The following is a 21,686-nucleotide window of genomic DNA, read 5'->3' on the forward strand; positions in this document are numbered from 1 at the left end:
ATGACAGCAGCGCGCAAGCGGGGTGAGGGGGAAGGGTGTCAACGCGATGCGTCGCCCCGCGGCGCCAGCAACGACCGGAGGGGGCAAGCCGCACCCTGCAGCCCCGAAAACTATCAGCCCGCAAAGTCCGGTTGCGCCAACCCCGGCACATCGACGCGGAAGCTGAAGACCCCGCCCGCATGCGGTTGGCGCGCGCGTTCCTCGTCGGTCAGATTCTTGCCCGCGCTGGTGACAAAGGCGGTTTGCAGGTCATCGCCGCCAAAGGCGATCATCGTCGGGCGCTGCACGGGCAGTTCGACCGTCTGCAAAATCTCGCCCTCGGGCGACAGGCGCACGACGCGCCATCCGTCCCACAGCGCCGACCAGTAACAGCCCTCGGCATCGACCGCCGCGCCGTCGGGGCGGCCCTTGCCGGTTTCGAACTGGTGGAAAATCCGCCCTTCGCCCAGCGTTCCGCTGGCAGGATCGACGTCAAAGACGCGAATGGCATGGGTGGGGGTGTCGGCATGATAGAAACGCGTGCCATCGGGGCTGAAGGCCGCCCCATTGCTCGTCATCAGGCCGCCGAACATTGCGGTCATCTCGCCGTCGGGGTCGAGCCGATAGAGCGTTGCCTGCGGATTGGCCTTGTCGCTCGTCAGGCTGCCGACCCACAGCCGCCCGGCGGCATCGACGCAGCCATCGTTGAACCGCTGTTCGGCGATCCCTTCCAGCGGCGCGGGGCCAAAGCGGCGCGCATCGCCGTCCCAGTGATCGATCAGCGCGCAGCCATCCTTCATCGCCGCGATCAGCCCGCCACCCGCGCGCAGCGCGATACAGCCAACGGGCTGGTCGAACTGCATCACCGAATCGGCGCCAGTGGCCATATCGGTGCGGTGAATGCGAAAGGCGTCGATATCGACCCAGTAAAGATGCGAGTCGCGCGGATTCCAGCGCGGCGATTCGCCGAGCAAGGCCCCGGCATCAAGAAACAGATCAACCATGGCCCCTGTGTAACGCGCCCGCGCGCGCCTGCCCAGCACCCGCAAACCTATTCGGCCCCCAGCCTTTGCCCGGCCAGCAGGTGCGAAATGCTTAGTTTACGAAGAAACTTTTCTGCCGTAGCGTCATTTCCGCTTGACGTGGACGTAAACGTAACGTCATTTGCATCCTTGTAAGGTCACGCTGCGTGGCACTTCAAACATCCGCGCCCGTTTCGAAGGCGCGGGCTGCAGGGAAGGGAAAAACGTGTCGCTCGATAAGCTCTCGCGCTCCGTCTATACCGAGGATCATGAGGCGTTTCGCGCCACGGTTCGCCAGTTCCTCGAAAAGGAAGTCGCCCCCCATCAGGCCGAATGGGCCGAAGCAGGCGTGGTGCCCAAGACGCTGTGGCCCAAGGCGGGCGAACTTGGCATGCTTTGCCCGACGGTGCCCGAGGAATATGGCGGCCTCGGCCTCGATTTCGGCTATAATGCCATCGTCGACGAGGAAAGCGCCTATTATGGCCGCGTCACCACGGGCTTCTCGCTCCAGTCGGACATCGTCACCAACTATATCGTCCGCTATGGCAGCGAAGAGCAGAAGAAGCACTGGCTTCCCAAAATGGTCTCGGGCGAGGTGATCACCGCCATCGCCATGACCGAACCCGGCACCGGCAGCGACCTTCAGGGTATGCGGACGAGCGCCAAGAAGGATGGCAATCATTATGTCATCAACGGGTCCAAAACCTATATTACCAATGGCCAGAATGCCGACCTGATCCTCGTCTGTGCCAAGACCGATCCCGATGCCGATCCCGCCTGGAAGGGCGTGTCGATCATCCTTGTCGAAGCCGACCGCGAAGGCTTTGAGCGCGGGCGCAACCTCGACAAAATCGGGCAGGATGAAGCCGATACGTCGGAGCTTTTCTTCAACGACGTCCGCGTCCCAATCACCAACTGTCTGGGCGAAGAGGGGCAGGGCTTTATTTATCTGATGAGCGAATTGCCGCAGGAACGGCTGTCGATCGCCGTCTCCGCACAGGCTTCGGCGCAGCGCGCCTTTGACGATACGGTCGAGTATACGCGCGAGCGCAAGGCGTTCGGCAAGCCGATCCTCGATTTCCAGAACAGCCGCTTCGTCCTCGCGGACCTCAAAGCCAAGCTGCAGGTCGGCTGGGCGCACCTCGACTGGGCGCTTGCGCGGCACCTGAAGAAGGAGCTGACCCCCGAAGAGGGCGCGGCGGCCAAGCTGTGGCACACTGACCTCCAGTGGGAGGTGATGGACAAATGCCTCCAGCTCTTTGGCGGTGCGGGCTATATGAATGAATATCCCATCGCCCGCGCCTGGCGCTCGGCGCGCGTGACGCGCATCTTTGGCGGCACCAACGAGATTATGAAGGAGTTGATCGGGCGGAAGCTTTAAGCCCGTCACCCCCGCGAAAGCGGGGGGCGCTGGCCTTCTGAACGGGTGTTGCGCAACGCCTCCAACGGCCCCTGCCTTCGCAGGGGTGACGATAGTTTGAAAGGAATTCTCCCATGGCCACTGCTTATATTGTCGATGCCGTCCGAACTGCCGGCGGCAAGCGTGGCGGCAAGCTTGCCGGGGTTCATCCCGTCGATCTGGGCGCCGCTGTCTATGACGCGATCGCCGACCGCAATGACTTCGACCCCGCCGCCATCGACGATGTCATCACGGGATGTGTGATGCAGGGCGGCGAGCAGACGATGGACGTCGGCCGCAACGCCGTGCTCGCGTCGAAACTGCCCGACTCGATTCCCGCGGTCACCATCGACCGCCAGTGCGGATCGTCGCAGCAGGCGATGATGTTTGCGGCGCAAGCGGTGATGTCGGGAACGCAGGACATCGTGCTCGCGAGCGGCATCGAAAGCATGACGCGCGTGCCGATGGGCTCGACCGCGATGCTCTATATGAAGGAAGGCATGGGCAATTATAAATCGCCCCGGCTCGAGGAAAAATATCCCGGCATCATGTTCAGCCAGTTCATGGGCGCCGAGATGATCGTCAAGAAGCATGGCTTCACCAAGGACGACCTTGATGCCTTCGCGCTCGAAAGCCACCGCCGAGCCAAGGCGGCGACCGAGGGCGGGCATTTCCAGAAGGAAATCGTCGGGATCGAAATTGAAACGCCCGAAGGCAAGGAAATGCACCTGGTCGACGAAGGAATTCGTTTCGATGCGACGCTGGAAGGCATTGCCGGGGTCAAGCTGCTTCAGGAAGGCGGGTCGATCACGGCCGCGACGGCGAGCCAGATTTGCGACGGCGCCTCGGCGGCGCTGATTGTGTCCGAACAGGCGCTGAAGGACCATGGCCTGACGCCGCGCGCGCGCATCCACCATATTTCGGTGACCGCGGGCGACCCCGTCATCATGCTCGAAGAACCGCTGTTCGCGACCGAAAAGGCGCTCAAGAAGGCGGGGATGAAGCTTGAGGATATCGACGCCTATGAGGTCAACGAGGCGTTCGCGCCGGTGCCGCTCGCGTGGATGAAATATCTCGGCGGCGATCATGCGCGGTTGAACCAGCATGGCGGCGCGATCGCGCTTGGCCACCCGCTCGGCGCGAGCGGCACCAAGCTGATGGCGACGCTGCTCGGCGTGCTCGACGCGACGGGGGGCAGATATGGCCTCCAGACGATGTGCGAAGGCGGCGGTCAGGCCAACGTCACGATCATCGAGCGGCTTTGATATTTGGCGTCGCCCCGCCTGCGCGGGGGCGACGATTTAAGGGAGAATGACATGAAACTCGATTCCAGCATATCCGCCGTTGTCACCGGCGGCGCGTCGGGCCTTGGCGCGGCGACTGCGCGTTCGCTTGCGGCGAAGGGTGTGAAGGTCGCGATTTTCGACCTTCAGGAAGAAAAGGGCCTCGCCATCGCCGAGGAAATTGGCGGTGTGTTTTGCGAATGCAATGTCACCGATGATGCGAGCGTCGATGCCGCCTTTGCCAAGGCGCGCGAGGCGATCGGGCAGGAGCGTATCCTCGTCAATTGCGCGGGTACCGGCAATGCGATCAAGACCGCGAGCCGGTCGAAGGAAGATGGCAGCATCAAGCATTTCCCGCTCGATGCCTTTAACTGGATCATCCAGATCAACCTTGTCGGCACCTTCCGCTGCATCGCCAAATCGGCGGCCGGGATGATGACGCTTGATCCGATGGAGGATGGCGAGCGCGGCGCGATCGTCAACACCGCGAGCGTTGCAGCCGAGGATGGCCAGATCGGTCAGGCCGCCTATTCGGCGTCGAAGGGCGGCGTCGTCGGCATGACGCTGCCGATTGCGCGCGATCTGGCGAACGAGAATATTCGCGTCAACACCATCCTGCCGGGGATTTTCAACACCCCGCTGCTCGCGGCGGCGCCGCAGAATGTGAAGGATGCGCTTGCTGCATCGGTGCTCAATCCCAAGCGTTTGGGCGATCCGGCCGAATATGCCAATCTGGCGATGTGCATGATCGAGAACAGCTATTTCAACGGCGAGGATGTCCGCCTCGACGGCGGCATTCGCATGGGGCCGCGCTGATATGGCCAAACCGGAAGGCTGGCGGCTCAACCCCGCCAGCTATCCTGTCCATGACAGCATGCAGACGCGCTTTCAGGACCTGGATCTCAACGGCCATCTCAACAATGTCGCCTTTGCCGCGCTGTTCGAGAGCGGGCGGGTGCTGATGAACCGGCGGGTTCGGCGGTTCGACGAACAGCCGGCCAATGAGCGTACGATGGTTGCGGCGGTCGAGATCAACTATCTGGCCGAGGGACATTTCCCCGATCCGGTGGACCTTGCGACGGGGATCGGGCGCATCGGCACGTCGAGCTGGTCGATTGTGCAGGCGATGTTCCAGAAGGGGCGCTGTATCGCCACCTGCGATACGGTGGTGGTGTGCCGCACCGATGGAGCAGCGAAGCCGCTGCGCGCCGGTATGGTGGCGGAGCTGGAAGCCAATCTTGCCCATCCCGCCGATTGAGGGCGATGGCGAAGGAAGCCTCAATCGGGGTGTGCGGAAGTTGGCGAAAGTGTCACGGAACGTTGGTTCGGAAAGCTCAGGGTGTTCCGATTTTATCTATATTTATCAGACATTTAATTGGCCATAAAGCGATTCTGGAAAGGATGACGTGCGGGAATGGTGATGCGCGGCGTCCCAGATAGGCATCAAAGCGTCGGGTCGGCTTCCGGCACCGAGCGGATGAGGTCGCGGGCGAAGCCGATCAGGCCGACCTGACGGCGGCGTTTCAGCCGTTCGGCGCGTAGGATGGCCATGACTTCGCCGAAACAGCCTTCGACATCATCGTTGATGAGCACATAATCATAGCCGTCCCAGTGGCTGATCTCGTTCGCCGCGCGCGCCATGCGCGCCGCGATCACTTCGTCACTGTCGGTCTTGCGCGCGCGCAGGCGGCGTTCCAGCTCTTCCATCGTCGGGGGGAGGACGAAGACGCGCACCACATCGGGCCCGGCTTCCTGATAAAGCTGCTGCGCGCCCTGCCAGTCGATATCGAAGAGGACATCCTTGCCCGCCGCCAGCATCGCCTCGACCGGGCCGCGCGGCGTGCCATAGCGGTGGCCGAACACATGCGCCCATTCGAGAAATTCGCCGTCAGCCGCCATTTGCTTGAAACGATCGACATCGACGAAATGATAGTCCTTGCCGTCCACTTCGCCCGGACGCGGCGGGCGCGTCGTGGCGGATACCGACAGCGCGATATCGCGGTCGGCGGCGAGCATTTTTCGCGAAATGGTGGTCTTTCCTGCGCCCGAGGGGGAGGAAAGGACGAAGAGGACGCCGCGACGGTCGAGATGCACTTTTTCAGCCATTGGGGCTATTTGCGCGACGAAACGCCGCGGTCAAGCGCCAAGCCTTGTAAAGATGCCCCCCTTCCCATCGCGCATCAATGCGCGTGGGGCTGTTTTCCGTTGCCGCCGGCAGGGATGGACGGGGGCAGGGCGTCGGCGATTTTCTCGCCATCAGGAATGCCCGCCGTGCCCGCATAGGGGGCCACCATGCCCTCATATTGCAGTGCCTCGGCCTCCCGCATCCGCTTTCTTTCATCGGCGCGTTCGGCCCATCTTTTGGTAAGATAGGCGGCGGCGACCGTCGCGCCGAGAACGGCATAGCGTTGGGGCAGGAGGCGCCGCGCGGCCATCATCGCACCCGCGCCGATGACCGTCCCGGCAATGGTGTGGTTACCTTTTTCGCGGCCAATGGCCCTGCCGAGCATGCCGCCGATCATTCGGCCAATCATATCTGTCTCCTTTCAGGTACGAGCGCCATGCAGCGCTGGTAGCCTGCAAATGTCGATCCGACCTAATCTATTAATCGCCGGATGGGGACGAGGGTTCCGGACCCAGCATTTTTCGCGGATCGACCAGCTGGTCGAAGGTGGCGGCATCGACATAGCCAAGTTGAAGCGCAGCCTCTTTCAGCGTGGTTCCACTTTCATGGGCGTGCTTGGCAATTTTGGCGGCCTTGTCATAGCCGATTTCGGGCGCGAGCGCGGTGACGAGCATCAGCGACCGGTCCACCAGTTCGGATATGCGCGCGCGATTGGGGGTTATGCCTGTCACACAATGATCGGTGAAACCCGCCATGCCGCGCGCGAGCAGGTCGACCGAGCGCAGCACATTGGCGCCGATCAGCGGCTTGAAGACATTGAGTTGTAAATGCCCTTGCATCCCGCCGACGGTCACCGCCTGATGATTGCCGATGACCTGCGCCGCGACCATCGTGAGCATTTCGCACTGGGTCGGATTGACCTTGCCCGGCATGATCGAGCTGCCCGGTTCATTGGCGGGCAGGTCAATCTCCCCCAGCCCCGCGCGCGGACCGGAGGCGAGGAGGCGGATATCATTGGCAATTTTGGTCAGCGTGACCGCCAGCGTGTTGAGCGCGCCTGAGAAAAAGACCAGGCCGTCGTTTGACGCCAGTGCCTCGAACTTGTTGGGGGCGGGTTCAAAGGCGATGCTGGTCATGCGGCTCAGTTCGCTCGTCATGGCGCGGTCAAAATCCGGCGGGGCGTTGAGCCCGGTGCCGACCGCCGTGCCGCCTTGCGCCAATTTGCAGATATTGTGCGTGAGCGCGCTTTCGATCCGCGCGCGGCAGGCAATAAGCTGCGCAACAAAGGCGGAAAATTCCTGACCCAGCGTCAGCGGAGTTGCATCCTGCAAATGGGTGCGGCCGATCTTGACCAGATCGTCCCACGCCGCGGCCTTTTCGGTGAGCGCGTCGATCAGCGCGCCAAGGGCGGGGAGCAGATGCTGCTGCGTTTCGAGCGCGACGGCGATATGAAGCGCGGTGGGAAAGCTGTCGTTCGACGACTGGCCGCGATTGACATGATCATTGGGATGGACCGGGCTTTTGCCGCCGCGCGTTCCCGTCAGCGCTTCATTGGCAATCCCCGCGATCACTTCATTCACATTCATGTTCGACTGGGTGCCGCTGCCCGTTTGCCAGATGGCGAGCGGAAACTGGCCGTCATATCGCCCGCTGGCCACCGCATCGGCGGCTTGTTCGATGACTTCGGCAATTTGGGGGTCGAGGCCGTGCCCGCGATTGACCCGCGCCGCCGCGCCCTTGATCCGCGCGAGCGCGTGGATGATCGGCATCGGCATGCGCTCGGCATCGGGAAAGGCGAAATTATGGCGGCTACGCTCGGTTTGCGCGCCCCAATAGGCGGTGGCGGGGACAGCAATATCGCCGAGGCTGTCGCTTTCGATCCGCTGGTCGGTCATGCCCATAATATCCTGATCAGCAATATGGCGGCGGCCCATATCATCGCAACCGCGCCCAATATCTGCCAATAGCCATTGTCGCCAAGCCGGCGACGCAGCCAGGCTGCCGCGAGCCAGACGATGACGAGCGCGGGGGTCAGCGCCACGAGGCTGAAGCGCAAAAGCCCGTCGATCATTTCATTTTGCGGCCGCGCGGTGCGGAAAATCGTAGTGCCTTCGACCCCCCACCAAAAGGCGGCGGTCAACACGACCATTCCGATGATCGCCCAATATTGCCAGAAACGCGACGGCGGCCAGAAGGGGCCGGCCACGCTATTTTCTCTTGCCGAAGTCCACCGTCACGACGTTGGATCCATCTTCGCTCAACACTTCGGGGCGGTCATTTTCCGCTTCATCATGCGGTTCGGGCGAAGCAAAATCTTCATCGCTAACCTGAAATTGCAGGCCGAAATCCACCGAGGGATCGACGAAGGCAGTGATGGCGGCATAAGGAATAACCAGGATCGAAGGCGTCTGGTTGAAGGACAGGCCGACACTGAAATGATCGGGCTCGACCGTCAGATCCCAGAAGCGATTCTGGAGGACGATCGTCATTTCATCGGGAAATTTGGCGACCAGATGCGCGGGAATGTCGACGCCCGGCGCCTGTGTCTTGAAGGTGATATAGAAATGATGCTCGCCGGGCAGGCTGTCGCTGCCCTCTATCTGCCGCAAAACGCGGCCGACCACGGCGCGCAACGCATCCTGCACGATTTCATCATAGGGAATCAGGCTGTCACGAACATCATCACTCATGCCTGCGGGGATGAACGCGCGTCGCGCGCCGGTCAAGGGGGTCGCGTGGGAAGAGAGTCTCCTTGCACCGCGAAAAGCGGGTGCTAAAGGGACGCCATGCGAACCGCCACCGTCCAGCGCACGACCAAGGAAACCGACATTTCCATCACCGTCAATCTCGACGGGACGGGAAATTATGTTGTTTCCACCGGCATCGGTTTTCTCGACCATATGGTCGAGCAATTGTCGCGCCATTCGCTGATCGACATTAGCATGCAAGTGAAGGGCGACCTTCACATCGACCAGCATCATACGGTCGAGGACAGCGCGCTGGCGCTGGGCGAAGCCATGGCGAAAGCGCTGGGCGACAAGCGCGGCATCGCCCGTTACGGCGAGGCGCATGCGCCGATGGACGAAACGCTGACCCGCTGTATCCTCGATATTTCGGGGCGTCCGCATTGCGTGTGGAAGTCGGGCTTTTCGCAGCCGCGGCTGGGCGAAATGGACACCGAGCTTTTCTCGCACTGGTTCCAGAGCTTTTCGCAGACGGCGGGCATCACCCTGCATATCGAAACCCTTTATGGTGAGAATAATCACCATATTGCCGAGAGCATGTACAAGGCGCTGGCGCGCGCGCTGCGCCAGGCGGTCGAGATCGACCCGCGCAAGGGCGACAGCATTCCCAGCACCAAGGGGGTGCTGTGATCCTCCCCTCCCGCAAGCGGGAGGGGATGAGATGACCCTGGCCCTTATCGATTATGGCGCGGGCAATCTTCGCTCGGTGCATAATGCGCTGCGTGCCGCGGGGGCCGATGATGTCGCGGTGACCGCCGATCCCGATGTGGTGGCACGGGCCGACCGCATCCTTCTGCCCGGTGTTGGCGCTTTTGCCGCCTGCATGAACGGGCTGCGCGCAATCGACGGGATGGTCGAGGCGCTGGAAGCGCGGGTGCGCGGCGAAGGCGCGCCTTTTCTAGGCATTTGTGTCGGCATGCAATTGCTCGCCGAAGCGGGCGAGGAACATGGGCGGCATCCGGGACTTGGCTGGATCGGTGGGACGGTGCGCGCCTTTGCGCCGCAGCCGGGCCTGCGTATTCCGCATATGGGCTGGAATGATGTGACGCCGGCGGCGGCGCATCCGGTGATTGCCGCGGGCGAGGCTTATTATCTGCACGGCTATCATTTCGCCGACGCTGCCGATGTGGCGGCGACGAGCCGCCATGGCGGGGATTTTGTCGCGGCGGTCGCGCGGGACAATATCATCGGCGTTCAGTTTCACCCCGAAAAAAGCCAGGCCTATGGGCTGGCGACGCTTGAAAGGTTTTTGACGTGGCGTCCGTAAATTCCGGCCTGACTATCTTTCCCGCCATCGACCTCAAAGGCGGGCAGGTGGTGCGGCTGGCCGAGGGCGATATGGATCGCGCGACCGTCTATGGCGACGATCCGGCGGGGCAGGCGCGCCTTTTTGCCGAAGCGGGCGCGACGCATCTGCATGTCGTCGACCTTGATGGCGCCTTTGCGGGCGCGAGCGTCAATGGCGCGGCGGTTGAGGCCATCATCGCGGCCTTTCCCGGCAAGGTGCAGGTCGGCGGGGGCATTCGCGACAGGGCGGGCGTGGATCGCTGGCTGGCGCTGGGGGTCGAGCGGGTGATCATCGGCACGGCGGCGCTCAAAAATCCCGATTTCGTCAAATCGGCGGCGCGCGACCTGCCGGGGCGGATCGTCGTCGGGGTCGATGCGCGCGAGGGCATGGTCGCGACCGAGGGCTGGGCCGATGTGTCCGACGTGCGCGTCGAGGATCTCGCCCGCCGGTTCGAGGATGCAGGCGTCGCGGCGCTGCTCTTCACCGATGTGGGGCGCGACGGGCTGCTGAAAGGCTGCAATGTTGCGGCGACCGTGGCGCTGGCGCAGGCGGTCGATATCCCGGTGATTGCGAGCGGCGGGGTCGCGGCGATCGGCGATATTCACGCGCTGCGCCCCCACGTCGCGGATGGCATCGAGGGGGTGATTACCGGGCGGGCGCTTTATGACGGGCGGCTCGATCTGGCCCAGGCGATTGCGGTGGGGCAGGCGTGAATCCTGCCTCTCAACCCCGTTCGTGTCGAGCGAAGTCGAGACACCCCCAGGCAAAGCGCCCAGCCAAGACGTGTCTCGACTTCGCTCGACACGAGCGGAATGAGAGGTTGGTGCCATGACTGTTCGCACCCGTGTGATTCCCTGCCTCGACGTCGCCGATGGGCGCGTGGTGAAGGGGGTGAATTTCGTCGATCTGCGCGATGCGGGCGATCCGGTCGAGGCGGCGCGCGCTTATGATGCCGCCGGAGCCGACGAGCTTTGCTTCCTTGACATCAGCGCGAGCCATCAGGGGCGCGGCACTTTGCTCGATATGGTGGCGCGTACCGCCGAGGTCTGCTTCATGCCGCTGACCGTCGGCGGCGGGGTGCGTAGCGCCGAGGATGCGCGCGCGCTGTTGCTCGCGGGCGCGGACAAGGTGGCGGTAAACAGCGCGGCTGTCGCGCGTCCCGAACTGGTCGCCGATATTGCCGACCGCTTTGGCAGCCAATGCGCGGTGGGCAGTATTGACGCGCGCAAAGTCGCGGATGGCCGGTGGGAGATTTTCACCCATGGCGGCCGCAAGCCCACGGGGATCGACGCGCTCGACCATGCGGTGCGGCTGGCAGAGCTGGGCGCGGGCGAGCTGCTGGTGACGAGCATGGACCGCGACGGGACGAAGGATGGCTATGACCTCGCGCTCACCCGCGCGATTGCCGATGCGGTGTCGGTGCCGGTGATAGCATCGGGGGGCGTCGGCAATCTCGACCATCTGGTGGCAGGCGTCCTCGAAGGCGGGGCGAGCGCGGTGCTGGCGGCGAGCATCTTTCATTTTGGCGAAGCGACCATTGCCGAGGCGCATGCGCGGCTGGCGGCGGCAGGACTGCCCGTTCGCGCGCATTAGTCTCCCCCCTTCGCGGGGACGCGCTATGTTTATAAAGGAGTGGCCCATATCGGCCGCGACAACGGGCTGGTCAGCCGCGATTGTCGATGTAATAGAAGCCTATGCTTCTCCTGCGCCGCCATATGACCGATATTTTGCCCATCGCGGCTGTTGTGGTCGCGATTTTGTGCCTGTCGGTGGCGTTACCGCCGCTTTTCGTTGCCCTGATCCTCGGCGCGGCGGTGATGATGGCGGTGCATCATGCCGAAGTGGTCGCGCACCGGGTCGGCGAGCCCTTTGGCACACTGATCCTCGCGCTCGCGGTCACGGTGATCGAGGTGGGGCTGATCCTGACGCTGATGCAGGCCGAGCCCGAAAAGACCGAAGCGCTGGCGCGCGACACGGTTTTTGCCGCCGTGATGGTGATCATCAATCTGTTAATGGGGCTGTGCCTGCTCGTCGGCAGTTTGCGCCACCATGAGCAGCGGTTCCAGCGTACCGGCATCGGCGCGGCGCTCGCAACACTGACCGTGCTAACGGTGGTTTCGCTGGTGCTGCCCAATTTCACGTCGAGCGCGCCGGGGCCGCGCTATACCAATGACCAGCTTGCCTTTGTCGCGGCGGCGTCGCTGATCCTTTATGCGACCTTTGCGCTCGTCCAGACGGTGCGGCACCGCTATTATTTTCTGCCCGATGCCGAGGATATTGCCGCGGGCGACGATCATGCCGATCCGCCGAGCAACCGGCGGACGCTGGCGTCGGGGGCGCTGCTACTCGCGAGCCTGATCGCGGTGGTGCTGCTCGCCAAATATCTCTCGCCGGTGATTGGCGAGATGCTGGCGAGCGCAGGCGCGCCTGCCGCAGTGCTGGGGGTGATTATCGCTGCGCTGGTGCTTGCGCCCGAGGGCGTGGCGGCGGCGCGCGCGGCGCGGGCCGACCGGCTTCAGACCAGCCTCAACCTTGCGCTGGGATCGGCGCTGGCGACCATCGGGCTGACCATTCCCGCTGTCGCCATCCTGTCGATCGTTGCCGATATGCCGATTGTGCTGGGACTCGACGCCAAAAGCTCGGTGCTGCTTTTCCTGTCGCTGATCGTCGCGTCGCAAACACTGGCCAATGGGCGGACGACCGTGCTGCAAGGCACGATCCACCTCATTCTGTTCGCCATTTACCTGTTCACCACATTCGAGCCCTGAGCGGGGCGCCCGCACGGGTCAGGTCCGGCGAACGAACACCGTTCCGGCTGAATAGCCCGCGCCAAAGGAGCAGATGAGGCCGGTGTCGCCCGCCTGCATGTCGTCATGGTGCAGGTGGAAGGCAATGATCGACCCCGCACTCGATGTATTGCCATAGCGGTCGAGCACGGTCGGGCTTTCCTCTGCGCTCGCTTCATGGCCCAGCACCTTGTGCGCGATCAGGCGGTTCATATTGCTGTTCGCCTGATGCAGCCACAGCCGGCGCATGTCGGCGCCCGCCAGCCCCAGCCGTTCCATTTCCTCGACGATCATCGCCGCGACCATGGGAACGACTTCCTTGAACACCTTGCGCCCTTCCTGAACAAACAGCTTGTCGGTCTTGGGCGCTTGCTGGTCGATGCCGCCATGGGCGTGGTTGAGGAAGCCGAAATTATTGCGGATATTGTTGGAAAAGACGGTTTTGAGCCTGGTACCCAAAATGTCCCAATGGCCGGCGGGGGCGATATCCTTTGCCTCGACCAATATGGCGGTGGCGACATCGCCAAAGATGAAATGGCTGTCGCGGTCGCGCCAGTTCAAATGGCCCGAACAGATTTCGGGGTTCACCACCAGCACGCTCTTCGCATGGCCCGCGCGAATATAATCGGCGGCGGTCTGAATGCCGAAGGTCGCCGAGGAGCAGGCGACATTCATGTCAAAGGCAAAGCCGTCGATGCCCAGCGCATTCTGAATTTCGATGGCCATGGCGGGATAGGCGCGCTGCATATTGGAGGCCGCGCAAAGCACCGCATTGACCTCTGAAGCATCGCGGCCCGCGCGGGTCAGCGCGTCTTTTGCCGCGGCGACGCCTATTTCGGCCAATATGGAGAGATCTTCATCGGCGCGTTCGGCGAGGCGCGGCGCCATATGCTGCGGGTCCAAAATCCCTGCCTTGTCGACGACATGACGCGCCCCGATGCCGCTTGCCTTTTCTATAAATTCGACGCTCGATTCGGTCAGCGGCTCCAGCTCTCCCGCCGCGATGGCATCGGCATTTTCCCTGTTGTAAAGAGCAACATAGGCGTTAAAACTTGTCACAAGTTCTTCGTTCGAAATGGTTTCGGCGGGGGTGAACAGGCCGGTTGCGGAAATAACCGGCTGCAGTGCGTGCGACATATTGGGTCTCGCCTGTCTTATGATAGTGAAACAGCCTGATTAGGCCCGCTCGCGGCGCGGTGCAACGGCCTATCCCACGCTGGCTTCAAACCATTTCGGCGTCCTGGTTAACCTGTCACTAAGCTTTTGAGTGGCAGATTATGGGATGAAGCCTCCGGGGGATGGCTCCCCGGGCGCGATGCGGGAGCATGACCATGGCGACGTCATCCGGACCGGCCGCTGGCGATATGTCGCTGGCTGAAATCAAGGAATTTGCAGGCTTTCCTGCGGGAACGCAGCGCTATATCCGCCGCTCGCTCGACATCGGGCTGGAACGCGACGACGCCGTCGCCCGCTGGTCGCGCGATGTGGTCGAGGAAACTGCGATTCGCGTACAGGCAAAAGTCTATCGCCGCCTCGATGATATTCGCTCGCACATGCCCGAGGACAGCGGGCTCGACGCGCTCGAAGGCTTTATGGCGCCGCTGGTGGCGGTATCGGCCTTTGATCTGGGTCAGGACCGGTTGCCGGGCTTTGGCCCCTATCGTTTCCTGTATGAGCGATTGCTTGGCGCACATGTCCGTCCCTGGCTGCCCGGCGCCTTTTGCGCGGCGGCCTCGCTGCCGCACCTCCACCCCGACAAGCGCAAGACCCTGCTCCAGTCGATCAGCGAGGCGGCGGCGACAGCCCCCGGATGGTCCTCACGCGAGCCGAGTTTTTACCCCGAATGGGTCGAGAAGATCGACGAGACGCGGCCCGCCAATTGAGGAAGCGGAAGCTCGTCGCAGCTTCCGCCCCTAGGCCGCGAGGAAACGCCACAGGCCGAAACTGCTCGTCGCGGTGAGGACGACGCCCACCAGAATGAGCAGCAGCTTGGGCGAAAAGCGCTTGGCCATGAAGGCACCGATCGGTGCCGCCATCACGCCGCCGATCAGCAGCCCCAGCGTGGCCCCGGCAATATCTTCAATGCCCAAATGCCAGATGAAGGTGGCGGAGACGGCGACGGTCAGGAAGAATTCGACGCTGTTGACCGTCCCGACGACCTTGCGCGGCTCGGCCCCCTGTACGAGAAGGTTCGAGGTGACCACCGGTCCCCAGCCGCCGCCCCCCGCCGCGTCGAGAAAGCCGCCGACAAGGCCGAGCGGCGCGATGACTTTCGGCTTGCGGAATTTGGGGGGATAGAAAAGCCCCCGAAAGAGGAGCCAGACGCCAACCGCGACCAGATAGCCGAGGATGAAGGGCTTGACGATATCGCCGTCGATCGAGGTGAGGAGATAGGCGCCCGTCACCCCGCCGATCACGCCCGGAATGAGCAGGCGGAAGAAGAGCGACCATTCGATATTGCGCTGGATCATATGGCTGATCCCCGAAACCGCGGTGGTGAACACCTCCACCACATGGATGCGCGCCGAAGCGGTGGCGGGGGGAACCCCCATGACCGCGACGAGCAACGTGTTGCAGATGACCCCAAAGGCCATGCCGAGCGCGCCGTCGACGAGCTGCGCTGCAAAGCCGATCAGGATGAACGGCAGGATCGCCGTCAGATCCAAAGGCAAAAATTCGCTCATGCCATTATCCCAACTGTAGGAGTTGAGAAGTGGCTGCCCGTTTTTTGATTATCGCGCCAGCGCAAATTTTCTGCTGGCGCCCAAGCTAATTATTTATGCGCCGAACCGAGGCGGGGAAGCGCGCGTCTTTTCGGTATCAGGGCGCAATAACGGGACTGCGGATCAAGCCCGGGGTCAGGATGAGGAAAGAGGTTGTATCAGGCCTGACGCCGCAGTTCGTCGGGCAGATGTTCCAGCACATAATCGATGAAGGCGCGCAATTTGGGCATCATCTGCTTGCGGCTGGGATAATAGAGAAAAAGGCCCGATGTGGAGGCGGCATGATCGGTCAGCACAAGCGCGATCTCGCCCGTCGCAACCATCGCCTTGGCCATCGGTTCGGCGAGCATCGCCATGGCGACCCCTGCGCGCATCGCGACCATCGCGGCGATCCAGTCATTGACGATGACGGGGCCGGTGACCGCGACTTCATATTCGCGGTTTCCCTTTTCAAAGGTCCAGGGCATCAGCGCGCCGCTGGCGAGGCGGAAGCGGATGCAGCGGTGGCTGCGTAGCGCCTCGGGGCTCGCGGGACAGCCATGGCGTTCGAGATAGGCGGGCGCGGCGGCGACGACGAAGCGAAAAGGGCCGGTCAGCCGCACCGCGATCATGTCGGCCTCGAGCGCCTCGCCCATACGCACCCCCGCGTCGAAACCGCCCGCGCTGAGGTCGGCGAGCCCGTCGTCGGCGTAAATTTCGAGCTCAATATCGGGATAGGCTTCGCAAAAGCCCGCGATGATCGGTTCGAACATCGGCTGGACCGCGCCGCGCATCAAATTGATGCGAAGCCGCCCGGCGGGACGATTGCCAAGATTGCGCGCCGCTTCATAGGCATCGGCCAGCCCCGCATAAGCCGGGGCGGCGCGTTCGAGGAACATTTCGCCCGCCTGCGTCAGCCCGACGCTGCGCGTTGTTCGCATGAAAAGCGGCGCGCCGACGCGGGCTTCCAGCGCCTTGATCGTCTGGCTGATCGCCGAGGGAGAAACGCCAAGGTCGGTAGCGGCGGCGGTAAAGCTTCGCCTTTCTGCAACGCGCAGAAAAGCTTCGATCCCGTCGAGCGCCCCTTGGGGGATTGTTAAATCCTGCTTCAAAGCACTTGCAGATTATCGACGATTATCTAAGGGCGCAACCACCGCTACAAAGGTTGCACAAGAAAACGAAAGGAATCTCTCCCATGTCCATTCAGCTCTCCTCATTTCGACGCTTTCCCTCTGCTTTCGCCGTGGTTGCGGCGTCGGCGCTTGCCTTCACCGGCCTGATCGCCTCGACCCAGCCGGCCTATGCCGCCGAAGGCGATTATCGCTGCAACGGTCTGGTCGAACAGGCGCGCGCCGCGGCCGATAACGCCACCGGCAAGGCGCAGAGCAATGCGCAGCGCTATGTCGCCACCGGGCTTGCGCTTTGCAAAGCAGGCAATGAACGCGCCGCCGCCAAGCAGTTCCGCGCCGCGCTGAAAGTCACCGGCGTTGACGAAGTCAATGACAGCGAAGTCGCTTCGCGCTGATCGCGCCTGCGACACCCAAACTCCGGTCCGTCCTCTCCCTCTCCAGACGGACAGATACTTGGGGCGGCGCCGCATCGCGGGCCGCCCCATTTGTTTGACATTGGCGCCCGCTTGCTGTGAGCCAAGGGCAAGGCCCGGTCCGGCAGAGGCCGCGCTGACAAGGAGAGGATGGCTTGTTCGATGCTTTGACCTTCGCCGCGCTTCCCGCCGGGGATGAGGCGCTGCGCCCGCTCGCTCGCCAGTTCGCCGAGGAAGCGCTGGCGGCGCTGCCCCCGGACATAAGGGCGCGATCCTGGTCGGGGTTCGACCAGGACTTCAGCCGCCGCTTGGGCGCGGCCGGGCTGCTCGGCCTGACCTTGCCCAAGGCTTATGGCGGGGGCGCGCGCGGACCTTTTGCGCGGTTTGTCGTGGTCGAGGAATTGCTGGCGGTCGGCGCGCCGGTGGCGGCGCACTGGATCGCCGACCGGCAGAGCGCGCCGCTGATCCTCAATTTCGGCAGCGAGGCGCAGCGCCAGACCTATCTGCCCGCCATCTGCCGCGGCGAGCTGGTCTTTTGCATCGGGATGAGCGAGCCCGGCGCTGGTTCTGACCTTGCGGGCGTGCGCACCCGCGCGGAGCGGACAGCGGAGGGGTGGCGGGTAAATGGCCAGAAAATCTGGACCACCAACGCGATGCACGGCGATTATATGATCGCGCTGGTCCGCACCTCGGGCGGGGTGGAGGATCGCCGTGCGGGGCTGTCGCAGATCATCATCGACCTGAAGGCGCCGGGGGTGACGGTGCGCCCCATCGCCGACCTGACCGGCGATGCCCATTTTGCCGAAGTCTTTTTCGACAATGTCGACCTGCCCGCCGATGCGCTGATCGGCGAAGAGGGTGAGGGATGGGCGCAGGTGACCGCCGAACTCGCCTTTGAGCGGAGCGGGCCGGAGCGTATTTATTCGAGCGTCGTGCTGCTCGATGCCTGGACCGAGCATCTGCGGCGGGTCGGGCGCGCGGATGGCGCGGCGCTGGCCCTGCTCGGTGAATTGACCGCGCGGCTGGCGGTGCTGCGCGCCATGTCGATTGCCTGCACCGCGCGGCTGGCGGCGGGCGAAAGCCCGGTGGTCGAGGCTTCGCTGGTCAAGGACCTTGGCACCGCGTTCGAACAGGCGTTGCCGGCCACCATCGGCGATGATCTGGCCGCGCATCCCGACGAGGGCGTCGATCCCGATCTTTACCGCACGTTGCTTTATACCACCCATATCGCGCCCAGCTTTTCGCTACGCGGGGGAACGCGCGAGATTTTGCGCGGGATCATCGCGCGCGGCATGGGTCTGCGATAGAGGGGCGCGCGACGATGAGCGATTTTCTGGACGCTTTTGAAAAGCTGCTCGCCAATGCGGCGCCGCTGCATGCCGTGCGGGCGGTCGAGGCGGGCGCGGATAGCGCGGCGATGTGGGACGCCCTTGCAGCATCGGGCTTCCTCGATGCGCTGGTGCCCGAGGGCCGCGGCGGCGCGGGGCTGACGCTGGCCGAGGTGCAGCCGCTATGGATGGCGCTGGGCCGCCATGCCGTGCCGCTGCCGGTCGGGGAGACGATGATTGCCCGGATGCTGCTCGCTATCGCGCCCGAGCCGGTCGAGCCGCCCCAAGGCCCCATCGCGCTTGCCGTCGCCGGGAAGGGTGCGGCGCTGATCGTGCCGCAGGCACAGGGCGCCGCGCATCTGCTGGTCGAGGCGGGGGACGGCCTGCACCTTGCCCTCGCCAGCGGAGGGGAGGCGACGGGCGTGGCGGGCGATGTCGCGGTGCGCTTTTCCTTCACGCCCGGCGAGCCCGTGGCACCGTCGCCGCAGGGCGGGCTGCGCGCGCGGGCGGCGGTGCTGCGCGCGGCGCTGATTGCGGGAGCGGCGAACCATCTGACCGCGATGACCGCCGCCTATGCCGGCGAGCGGGTGCAGTTCGGCAAAGCCATCGGGCGGCAACAGGCGCTGCAGCAGCAGATGGCGGTGATGGCCGAGGAAGCAGTGGCGGCGCGGATCGCATCCGAACTTGGCTGTGCGGCGGGCTGTCCACCGCCCCTGCCTGCCGCCGCGACCGCCAAATCGGTTACGAGCCGCGCGGCGGCAAAGGTCGCGGCCATCGCGCATGGCGTGCATGGCGCCATCGGGATCAGCGCCGAATATGATCTTCAGCTTTTCACCCGGCGGCTCCACCAATGGCGGCTCGCCGATGGCGGGGAGCGTTACTGGAACCGCCTGCTGGGTGCAGCGCGGCTGGCCGATGGCGCGCGCTCGGTCGATTATGTGCGGACGGCCATTTTCCCGAACCAGGACTGACATGTATTTGTAACGTAAATCGCGTGAATTGACACGTATATGTCATGCGAGGCTCCTAGGGCGGCGGCGGAACGAGAAAAGATAATCCGTCGCAACGTCCCAAGGAGCATTTATGAAACGCCTGACCGCCGGCGCGCTTTTCGCGCTGCCCTTCGCTGCGCCCTCTTTCGCCTTTGCCGCCGATGCTGCTTCGCTCGACGCCAGCATGGAGGCCGCCGCCGAAGCCGATGCCGACCGGGACGGCAACCTGATCATCGTCACCGGAACGCGCGATGCCGGGCGCACCCAGTTCGACACGCTGGCGCCGATCGACGTGCTGTCGTCGGGGGCGATCGACAATAGTGTCTCGGACGATCTGTCGGACACGCTGGCGCAGCTTTTGCCCTCTTTCAATGTGCAGCGCCTGCCCGCGAATGACGGGCTGGCCTTTGTCCGCCCCGCGACGCTGCGCGGCCTGTCGCCCGACCAGACGCTCGTCCTCGTCAATGGCAAGCGTTATCACCGCTCGGCGCTGCTCGGCACGCGCGGGGCGCAGGCGGCGGATCTGGCCTCCATTCCCAATCTGGCGATCAAGCGCATCGAAGTGCTGCGCGACGGTGCGTCGGCTCAATATGGGTCGGATGCGATTGCCGGGGTGATCAACATCATTCTCGACGATCAGCCGGGGATGGAGGCCTATGGCCAATTTTCCCAATATTATGAAGGCGACGGCACGGCCTATCGCACCGGCGCGCAGGGCGGCACCCTGCTGGGTGAGCGCGGCTCGCTGGTCATCAGCGGTGAATTTTCCAAATCGGACGCAACCTCGCGCACGCGCCAGCGCCCCGACGCCATCGTCTTTCAGGAAGCCAATCCGCATTTTGATGTACCCAACCCGGTGCAGCGCTGGGGCCAGCCCGATCTGCGCTCGGTGCGTGCGGCTTTCAACGCCGATTATGAGATTGTCGATGGCGCGACGCTTTATGGCTTCGGCACCTGGTCCGAAGGCGAAGGGGTAACCGACTTCAACTGGCGCAACCCCAGCTTTACGGCCAATGTCTATGGCTCCAGCCCGGCCTTTCCCGATTTCAACTTTGCCGAAATCTACCCCGCCGGTTTCACCCCGCGCTTTGGCAGCGAATTTGACGATTTTCAGCTTGCGGGCGGGATGCGCGGCGAGTTGGGCGCGCGGCTGACCTATGACCTCAGCGCATCGACCGGGCGCAACCGCATCGATTATAATATGAAGGAATCGCTCAACGCCTCGCTCGGTCCCGATAGCCCGACGAGCTTTTACCTTGGCCGGCTGCGCCAGAGCGAGCTGAATTTCAACGCCGATTTCGTCTATCGCCTGCCGTTGGGGCTGGTCGATCCCGCAAACATCGCCTTTGGTGCGGAACGGCGCAAGGAAAGCTATGCCATCTTCCCCGGCGATCCGGCCTCCTATGCCATCGGGCCGGCTGCGGCTTCGGGGCTGGCGCCGAACAGCAATGGCTTTCCGGGGTTCAGCCCGCTGAATGCCGGTAGCTGGTCGCAGACAAGCTATGCGGGCTATGTCGATGTCGAAGCGCGCCCCGCCGAGATGCTCACTTTGGGCGCGGCGGGCCGCTATGAGGATTTCTCCGCCTTTGGCGATACGTTCAACTACAAGCTGTCGGCGCGGCTGGAGCCGGTGCGCGGCGTCGCGCTCCGCTCGACCTATTCGACCGGCTTTCGCGCGCCGACACCGGGGCAGCTTAATGCGGTGAATACGAGCCAGGGGCTCGACACCACGACGATGCAGATTTTCAACCGGGGGCGGCTGTCGCCCAACGACCCCATTGCCATAGCCCTGGGGGCCGCGCCGCTGAAGCCCGAAAAGTCGCGCACGCTGACCGCCGGGTTGACCTTTCAGTCGGATTTCGGGCTGACGGGCAGCGTCGATCTCTATCAGATCAAGCTGCGCGACCGTTTCGGCCAGTCGCGCACTTTCACCGTGCCCGATGATTTCCCCAATCCGCAGCGTTTCACCGCGGTCAATTTCTTCACCAATGATTTTGACACGCGCACCCGGGGTATCGACGCGGTGATCGCCTATGCCCGTAACCTTGGCGCCGGGCGCGCCGACATCAGCCTAGCCTATAATTATAATGAGACCAAGGTGACGAGCGGCCTGACCGACGCCATCGCCAATGAAACCCAGCGCATATTGTTCGAGGACCGGCTGCCCAAGCATAATGCCACGGCCTCGCTGGGCTATAGCATCGGCGGTTTCGGCATTCAGGCGCGCGGGCGCTATTATGGCGCGTGGACCGATGTGAGCGGCAATGCGACGGGCGAGATTTTCCAGCGCTTTGGCTCGATGATGCTGTTCGACCTGTCGGCCAGCCTGAAGCTCAACGAGCATATGACCTTGCGCGCGGGCGCGGAGAATATCTTCGACGCCTACCCCGATGAAGCCACCAATCAGGCGGTGCGCGGGCTGATCTATTCGCGCCATGCCCCCTATGACACCGACGGCGGCCAATATTATGTCCGCCTCGGGGTGAGCTTTTAAG

23 protein-coding genes are annotated in these 21,686 nt (G+C 63.6%); 14 read left to right on the plus strand and 9 right to left on the minus strand.

Annotated elements, in window-relative coordinates; translation table 11 throughout:
• Window positions 1-113: 113 nt before the first annotated feature.
• The gene (locus JV18_RS0111985) at window positions 114-983 is read right to left on the minus strand and encodes an SMP-30/gluconolactonase/LRE family protein (RefSeq protein WP_033074673.1); all 870 of its coding nucleotides are present in this window, start codon (window positions 981-983) and stop codon (window positions 114-116) included.
• A gap of 244 nt (window positions 984-1,227) precedes the next feature.
• Here JV18_RS0111985 and JV18_RS0111990 point away from each other — a divergent pair, with 244 nt between their 5' ends.
• The 4 genes from JV18_RS0111990 (at window position 1,228) to JV18_RS0112005 (ending at window position 4,941) form a co-directional block, all read left to right on the plus strand.
• Window positions 1,228-2,382, plus strand: coding sequence for an acyl-CoA dehydrogenase family protein (locus tag JV18_RS0111990; RefSeq protein WP_033074674.1), 1,155 nt, complete (start codon window positions 1,228-1,230; stop codon window positions 2,380-2,382).
• Window positions 2,383-2,495: 113 nt separating this feature from the next.
• A complete protein-coding gene (locus tag JV18_RS0111995; RefSeq protein ID WP_033074675.1) occupies window positions 2,496-3,665 on the plus strand; it encodes an acetyl-CoA C-acetyltransferase in 1,170 nt (389 codons plus the stop codon).
• A gap of 51 nt (window positions 3,666-3,716) precedes the next feature.
• Window positions 3,717-4,499 carry an SDR family NAD(P)-dependent oxidoreductase gene (locus tag JV18_RS0112000; protein ID WP_033074676.1) on the plus strand — a complete coding sequence of 261 codons (783 nt, stop codon included), beginning with the start codon at window positions 3,717-3,719 and terminating at the stop codon, window positions 4,497-4,499.
• A 1-nt stretch (window position 4,500) separates the two neighbouring features.
• Window positions 4,501-4,941 (plus strand): acyl-CoA thioesterase, encoded by a 441-nt coding sequence (locus tag JV18_RS0112005; RefSeq protein WP_033075315.1) that lies wholly within the window; start codon window positions 4,501-4,503, stop codon window positions 4,939-4,941.
• 185 nt (window positions 4,942-5,126) lie between these two features.
• Here JV18_RS0112005 and gmk read toward each other — a convergent pair whose 3' ends face one another.
• The 5 genes from gmk to JV18_RS0112030 all read right to left on the minus strand — a co-directional run bounded on the left by gmk (window position 5,127) and on the right by JV18_RS0112030 (window position 8,498).
• Window positions 5,127-5,789 carry a guanylate kinase gene (gmk, locus tag JV18_RS0112010; RefSeq protein ID WP_033074677.1) on the minus strand — a complete coding sequence of 221 codons (663 nt, stop codon included), beginning with the start codon at window positions 5,787-5,789 and terminating at the stop codon, window positions 5,127-5,129.
• A 74-nt stretch (window positions 5,790-5,863) separates the two neighbouring features.
• Window positions 5,864-6,217, minus strand: a complete 354-nt coding sequence (locus JV18_RS0112015) for a hypothetical protein (protein WP_033074678.1) — start codon at window positions 6,215-6,217, stop codon at window positions 5,864-5,866.
• A 70-nt stretch (window positions 6,218-6,287) separates the two neighbouring features.
• A complete protein-coding gene (fumC, locus tag JV18_RS0112020) occupies window positions 6,288-7,703 on the minus strand; it encodes a class II fumarate hydratase (RefSeq protein WP_033075316.1) in 1,416 nt (471 codons plus the stop codon).
• The gene (locus JV18_RS0112025) at window positions 7,700-8,014 is read right to left on the minus strand and encodes a hypothetical protein (RefSeq protein WP_033074679.1); all 315 of its coding nucleotides are present in this window, start codon (window positions 8,012-8,014) and stop codon (window positions 7,700-7,702) included. The genes fumC and JV18_RS0112025 overlap by 4 nt, the downstream gene beginning before the upstream one ends.
• 1 nt (window position 8,015) lies before the next feature.
• Window positions 8,016-8,498: an SspB family protein gene (locus tag JV18_RS0112030; RefSeq protein WP_033075317.1), complete on the minus strand. Its 483-nt coding sequence runs from the start codon at window positions 8,496-8,498 to the stop codon at window positions 8,016-8,018.
• Between the two features lie 96 nt (window positions 8,499-8,594).
• Here JV18_RS0112030 and hisB point away from each other — a divergent pair, with 96 nt between their 5' ends.
• The 5 genes from hisB (at window position 8,595) to JV18_RS0112055 (ending at window position 12,608) form a co-directional block, all read left to right on the plus strand.
• A complete protein-coding gene (gene hisB, locus JV18_RS0112035; protein WP_033074680.1) occupies window positions 8,595-9,182 on the plus strand; it encodes an imidazoleglycerol-phosphate dehydratase HisB in 588 nt (195 codons plus the stop codon).
• A gap of 31 nt (window positions 9,183-9,213) precedes the next feature.
• Window positions 9,214-9,819 (plus strand): imidazole glycerol phosphate synthase subunit HisH, encoded by a 606-nt coding sequence (gene hisH, locus JV18_RS0112040; protein WP_033074681.1) that lies wholly within the window; start codon window positions 9,214-9,216, stop codon window positions 9,817-9,819.
• A complete protein-coding gene (hisA, locus tag JV18_RS0112045; protein WP_443027784.1) occupies window positions 9,807-10,553 on the plus strand; it encodes a 1-(5-phosphoribosyl)-5-[(5-phosphoribosylamino)methylideneamino]imidazole-4-carboxamide isomerase in 747 nt (248 codons plus the stop codon). Before hisH ends, hisA begins: the two co-directional genes overlap by 13 nt.
• Before the next feature lie 115 nt (window positions 10,554-10,668).
• Window positions 10,669-11,433, plus strand: coding sequence for an imidazole glycerol phosphate synthase subunit HisF (gene hisF, locus JV18_RS0112050; RefSeq protein WP_033074682.1), 765 nt, complete (start codon window positions 10,669-10,671; stop codon window positions 11,431-11,433).
• Window positions 11,434-11,555: 122 nt separating this feature from the next.
• The gene (locus JV18_RS0112055; protein WP_033075319.1) at window positions 11,556-12,608 is read left to right on the plus strand and encodes a calcium:proton antiporter; all 1,053 of its coding nucleotides are present in this window, start codon (window positions 11,556-11,558) and stop codon (window positions 12,606-12,608) included.
• Between the two features lie 18 nt (window positions 12,609-12,626).
• Here JV18_RS0112055 and JV18_RS0112060 read toward each other — a convergent pair whose 3' ends face one another.
• Complete coding sequence (locus tag JV18_RS0112060; RefSeq protein WP_033074683.1) at window positions 12,627-13,763, minus strand: beta-ketoacyl-ACP synthase III; 1,137 nt, start codon at window positions 13,761-13,763, stop codon at window positions 12,627-12,629.
• 194 nt (window positions 13,764-13,957) lie between these two features.
• Here JV18_RS0112060 and JV18_RS0112065 point away from each other — a divergent pair, with 194 nt between their 5' ends.
• Window positions 13,958-14,509 (plus strand): hypothetical protein, encoded by a 552-nt coding sequence (locus tag JV18_RS0112065; protein ID WP_033075320.1) that lies wholly within the window; start codon window positions 13,958-13,960, stop codon window positions 14,507-14,509.
• 30 nt (window positions 14,510-14,539) lie between these two features.
• On the opposite strand, the gene JV18_RS0112070 is transcribed toward JV18_RS0112065, so the two are convergent.
• Together JV18_RS0112070 and JV18_RS0112075 are read right to left on the minus strand one after the other, a co-directional pair.
• Window positions 14,540-15,310, minus strand: a complete 771-nt coding sequence (locus tag JV18_RS0112070) for a sulfite exporter TauE/SafE family protein (RefSeq protein WP_033074684.1) — start codon at window positions 15,308-15,310, stop codon at window positions 14,540-14,542.
• Between the two features lie 197 nt (window positions 15,311-15,507).
• Complete coding sequence (locus JV18_RS0112075; protein WP_033074685.1) at window positions 15,508-16,440, minus strand: LysR family transcriptional regulator; 933 nt, start codon at window positions 16,438-16,440, stop codon at window positions 15,508-15,510.
• An 83-nt stretch (window positions 16,441-16,523) separates the two neighbouring features.
• Here JV18_RS0112075 and JV18_RS0112080 point away from each other — a divergent pair, with 83 nt between their 5' ends.
• The 4 genes from JV18_RS0112080 to JV18_RS0112095 all read left to right on the plus strand — a co-directional run bounded on the left by JV18_RS0112080 (window position 16,524) and on the right by JV18_RS0112095 (window position 21,685).
• Complete coding sequence (locus tag JV18_RS0112080; RefSeq protein WP_033074686.1) at window positions 16,524-16,853, plus strand: hypothetical protein; 330 nt, start codon at window positions 16,524-16,526, stop codon at window positions 16,851-16,853.
• A 173-nt stretch (window positions 16,854-17,026) separates the two neighbouring features.
• Window positions 17,027-18,178, plus strand: a complete 1,152-nt coding sequence (locus tag JV18_RS0112085; protein ID WP_033074687.1) for an acyl-CoA dehydrogenase family protein — start codon at window positions 17,027-17,029, stop codon at window positions 18,176-18,178.
• Window positions 18,179-18,192: 14 nt separating this feature from the next.
• Window positions 18,193-19,170 (plus strand): acyl-CoA dehydrogenase family protein, encoded by a 978-nt coding sequence (locus JV18_RS0112090; protein ID WP_033074688.1) that lies wholly within the window; start codon window positions 18,193-18,195, stop codon window positions 19,168-19,170.
• 112 nt (window positions 19,171-19,282) lie between these two features.
• Complete coding sequence (locus JV18_RS0112095) at window positions 19,283-21,685, plus strand: TonB-dependent receptor plug domain-containing protein (RefSeq protein ID WP_033074689.1); 2,403 nt, start codon at window positions 19,283-19,285, stop codon at window positions 21,683-21,685.
• The last annotated feature ends 1 nt before the right edge of the window (window position 21,686 follow it).

The organism is Sphingopyxis sp. MWB1, assembly GCF_000763945.1.
In the GTDB taxonomy this organism is placed as follows: Bacteria; Pseudomonadota; Alphaproteobacteria; order Sphingomonadales; family Sphingomonadaceae; genus Sphingopyxis.

What these genes read in the sequence shown, in the direction of transcription:
- JV18_RS0111985 (WP_033074673.1), bottom strand. Translation starts at nt 983, where the DNA reads ATGGTTGATCTGTTTCTTGATGCCGGGGCCTTGCTCGGCGAATCGCCG.
- JV18_RS0111995 (WP_033074675.1), top strand. Translation starts at nt 2,496, where the DNA reads ATGGCCACTGCTTATATTGTCGATGCCGTCCGAACTGCCGGCGGCAAG.
- JV18_RS0112000 (WP_033074676.1), top strand. Translation starts at nt 3,717, where the DNA reads ATGAAACTCGATTCCAGCATATCCGCCGTTGTCACCGGCGGCGCGTCG.
- JV18_RS0112005 (WP_033075315.1), top strand. Translation starts at nt 4,501, where the DNA reads ATGGCCAAACCGGAAGGCTGGCGGCTCAACCCCGCCAGCTATCCTGTC.
- gmk (WP_033074677.1), bottom strand. Translation starts at nt 5,789, where the DNA reads ATGGCTGAAAAAGTGCATCTCGACCGTCGCGGCGTCCTCTTCGTCCTT.
- JV18_RS0112015 (WP_033074678.1), bottom strand. Translation starts at nt 6,217, where the DNA reads ATGATTGGCCGAATGATCGGCGGCATGCTCGGCAGGGCCATTGGCCGC.
- fumC (WP_033075316.1), bottom strand. Translation starts at nt 7,703, where the DNA reads ATGACCGACCAGCGGATCGAAAGCGACAGCCTCGGCGATATTGCTGTC.
- JV18_RS0112030 (WP_033075317.1), bottom strand. Translation starts at nt 8,498, where the DNA reads ATGAGTGATGATGTTCGTGACAGCCTGATTCCCTATGATGAAATCGTG.
- hisB (WP_033074680.1), top strand. Translation starts at nt 8,595, where the DNA reads ATGCGAACCGCCACCGTCCAGCGCACGACCAAGGAAACCGACATTTCC.
- hisH (WP_033074681.1), top strand. Translation starts at nt 9,214, where the DNA reads ATGACCCTGGCCCTTATCGATTATGGCGCGGGCAATCTTCGCTCGGTG.
- hisF (WP_033074682.1), top strand. Translation starts at nt 10,669, where the DNA reads ATGACTGTTCGCACCCGTGTGATTCCCTGCCTCGACGTCGCCGATGGG.
- JV18_RS0112055 (WP_033075319.1), top strand. Translation starts at nt 11,556, where the DNA reads ATGACCGATATTTTGCCCATCGCGGCTGTTGTGGTCGCGATTTTGTGC.
- JV18_RS0112060 (WP_033074683.1), bottom strand. Translation starts at nt 13,763, where the DNA reads ATGTCGCACGCACTGCAGCCGGTTATTTCCGCAACCGGCCTGTTCACC.
- JV18_RS0112065 (WP_033075320.1), top strand. Translation starts at nt 13,958, where the DNA reads ATGGCGACGTCATCCGGACCGGCCGCTGGCGATATGTCGCTGGCTGAA.
- JV18_RS0112070 (WP_033074684.1), bottom strand. Translation starts at nt 15,310, where the DNA reads ATGAGCGAATTTTTGCCTTTGGATCTGACGGCGATCCTGCCGTTCATC.
- JV18_RS0112080 (WP_033074686.1), top strand. Translation starts at nt 16,524, where the DNA reads ATGTCCATTCAGCTCTCCTCATTTCGACGCTTTCCCTCTGCTTTCGCC.
- JV18_RS0112090 (WP_033074688.1), top strand. Translation starts at nt 18,193, where the DNA reads ATGAGCGATTTTCTGGACGCTTTTGAAAAGCTGCTCGCCAATGCGGCG.
- JV18_RS0112095 (WP_033074689.1), top strand. Translation starts at nt 19,283, where the DNA reads ATGAAACGCCTGACCGCCGGCGCGCTTTTCGCGCTGCCCTTCGCTGCG.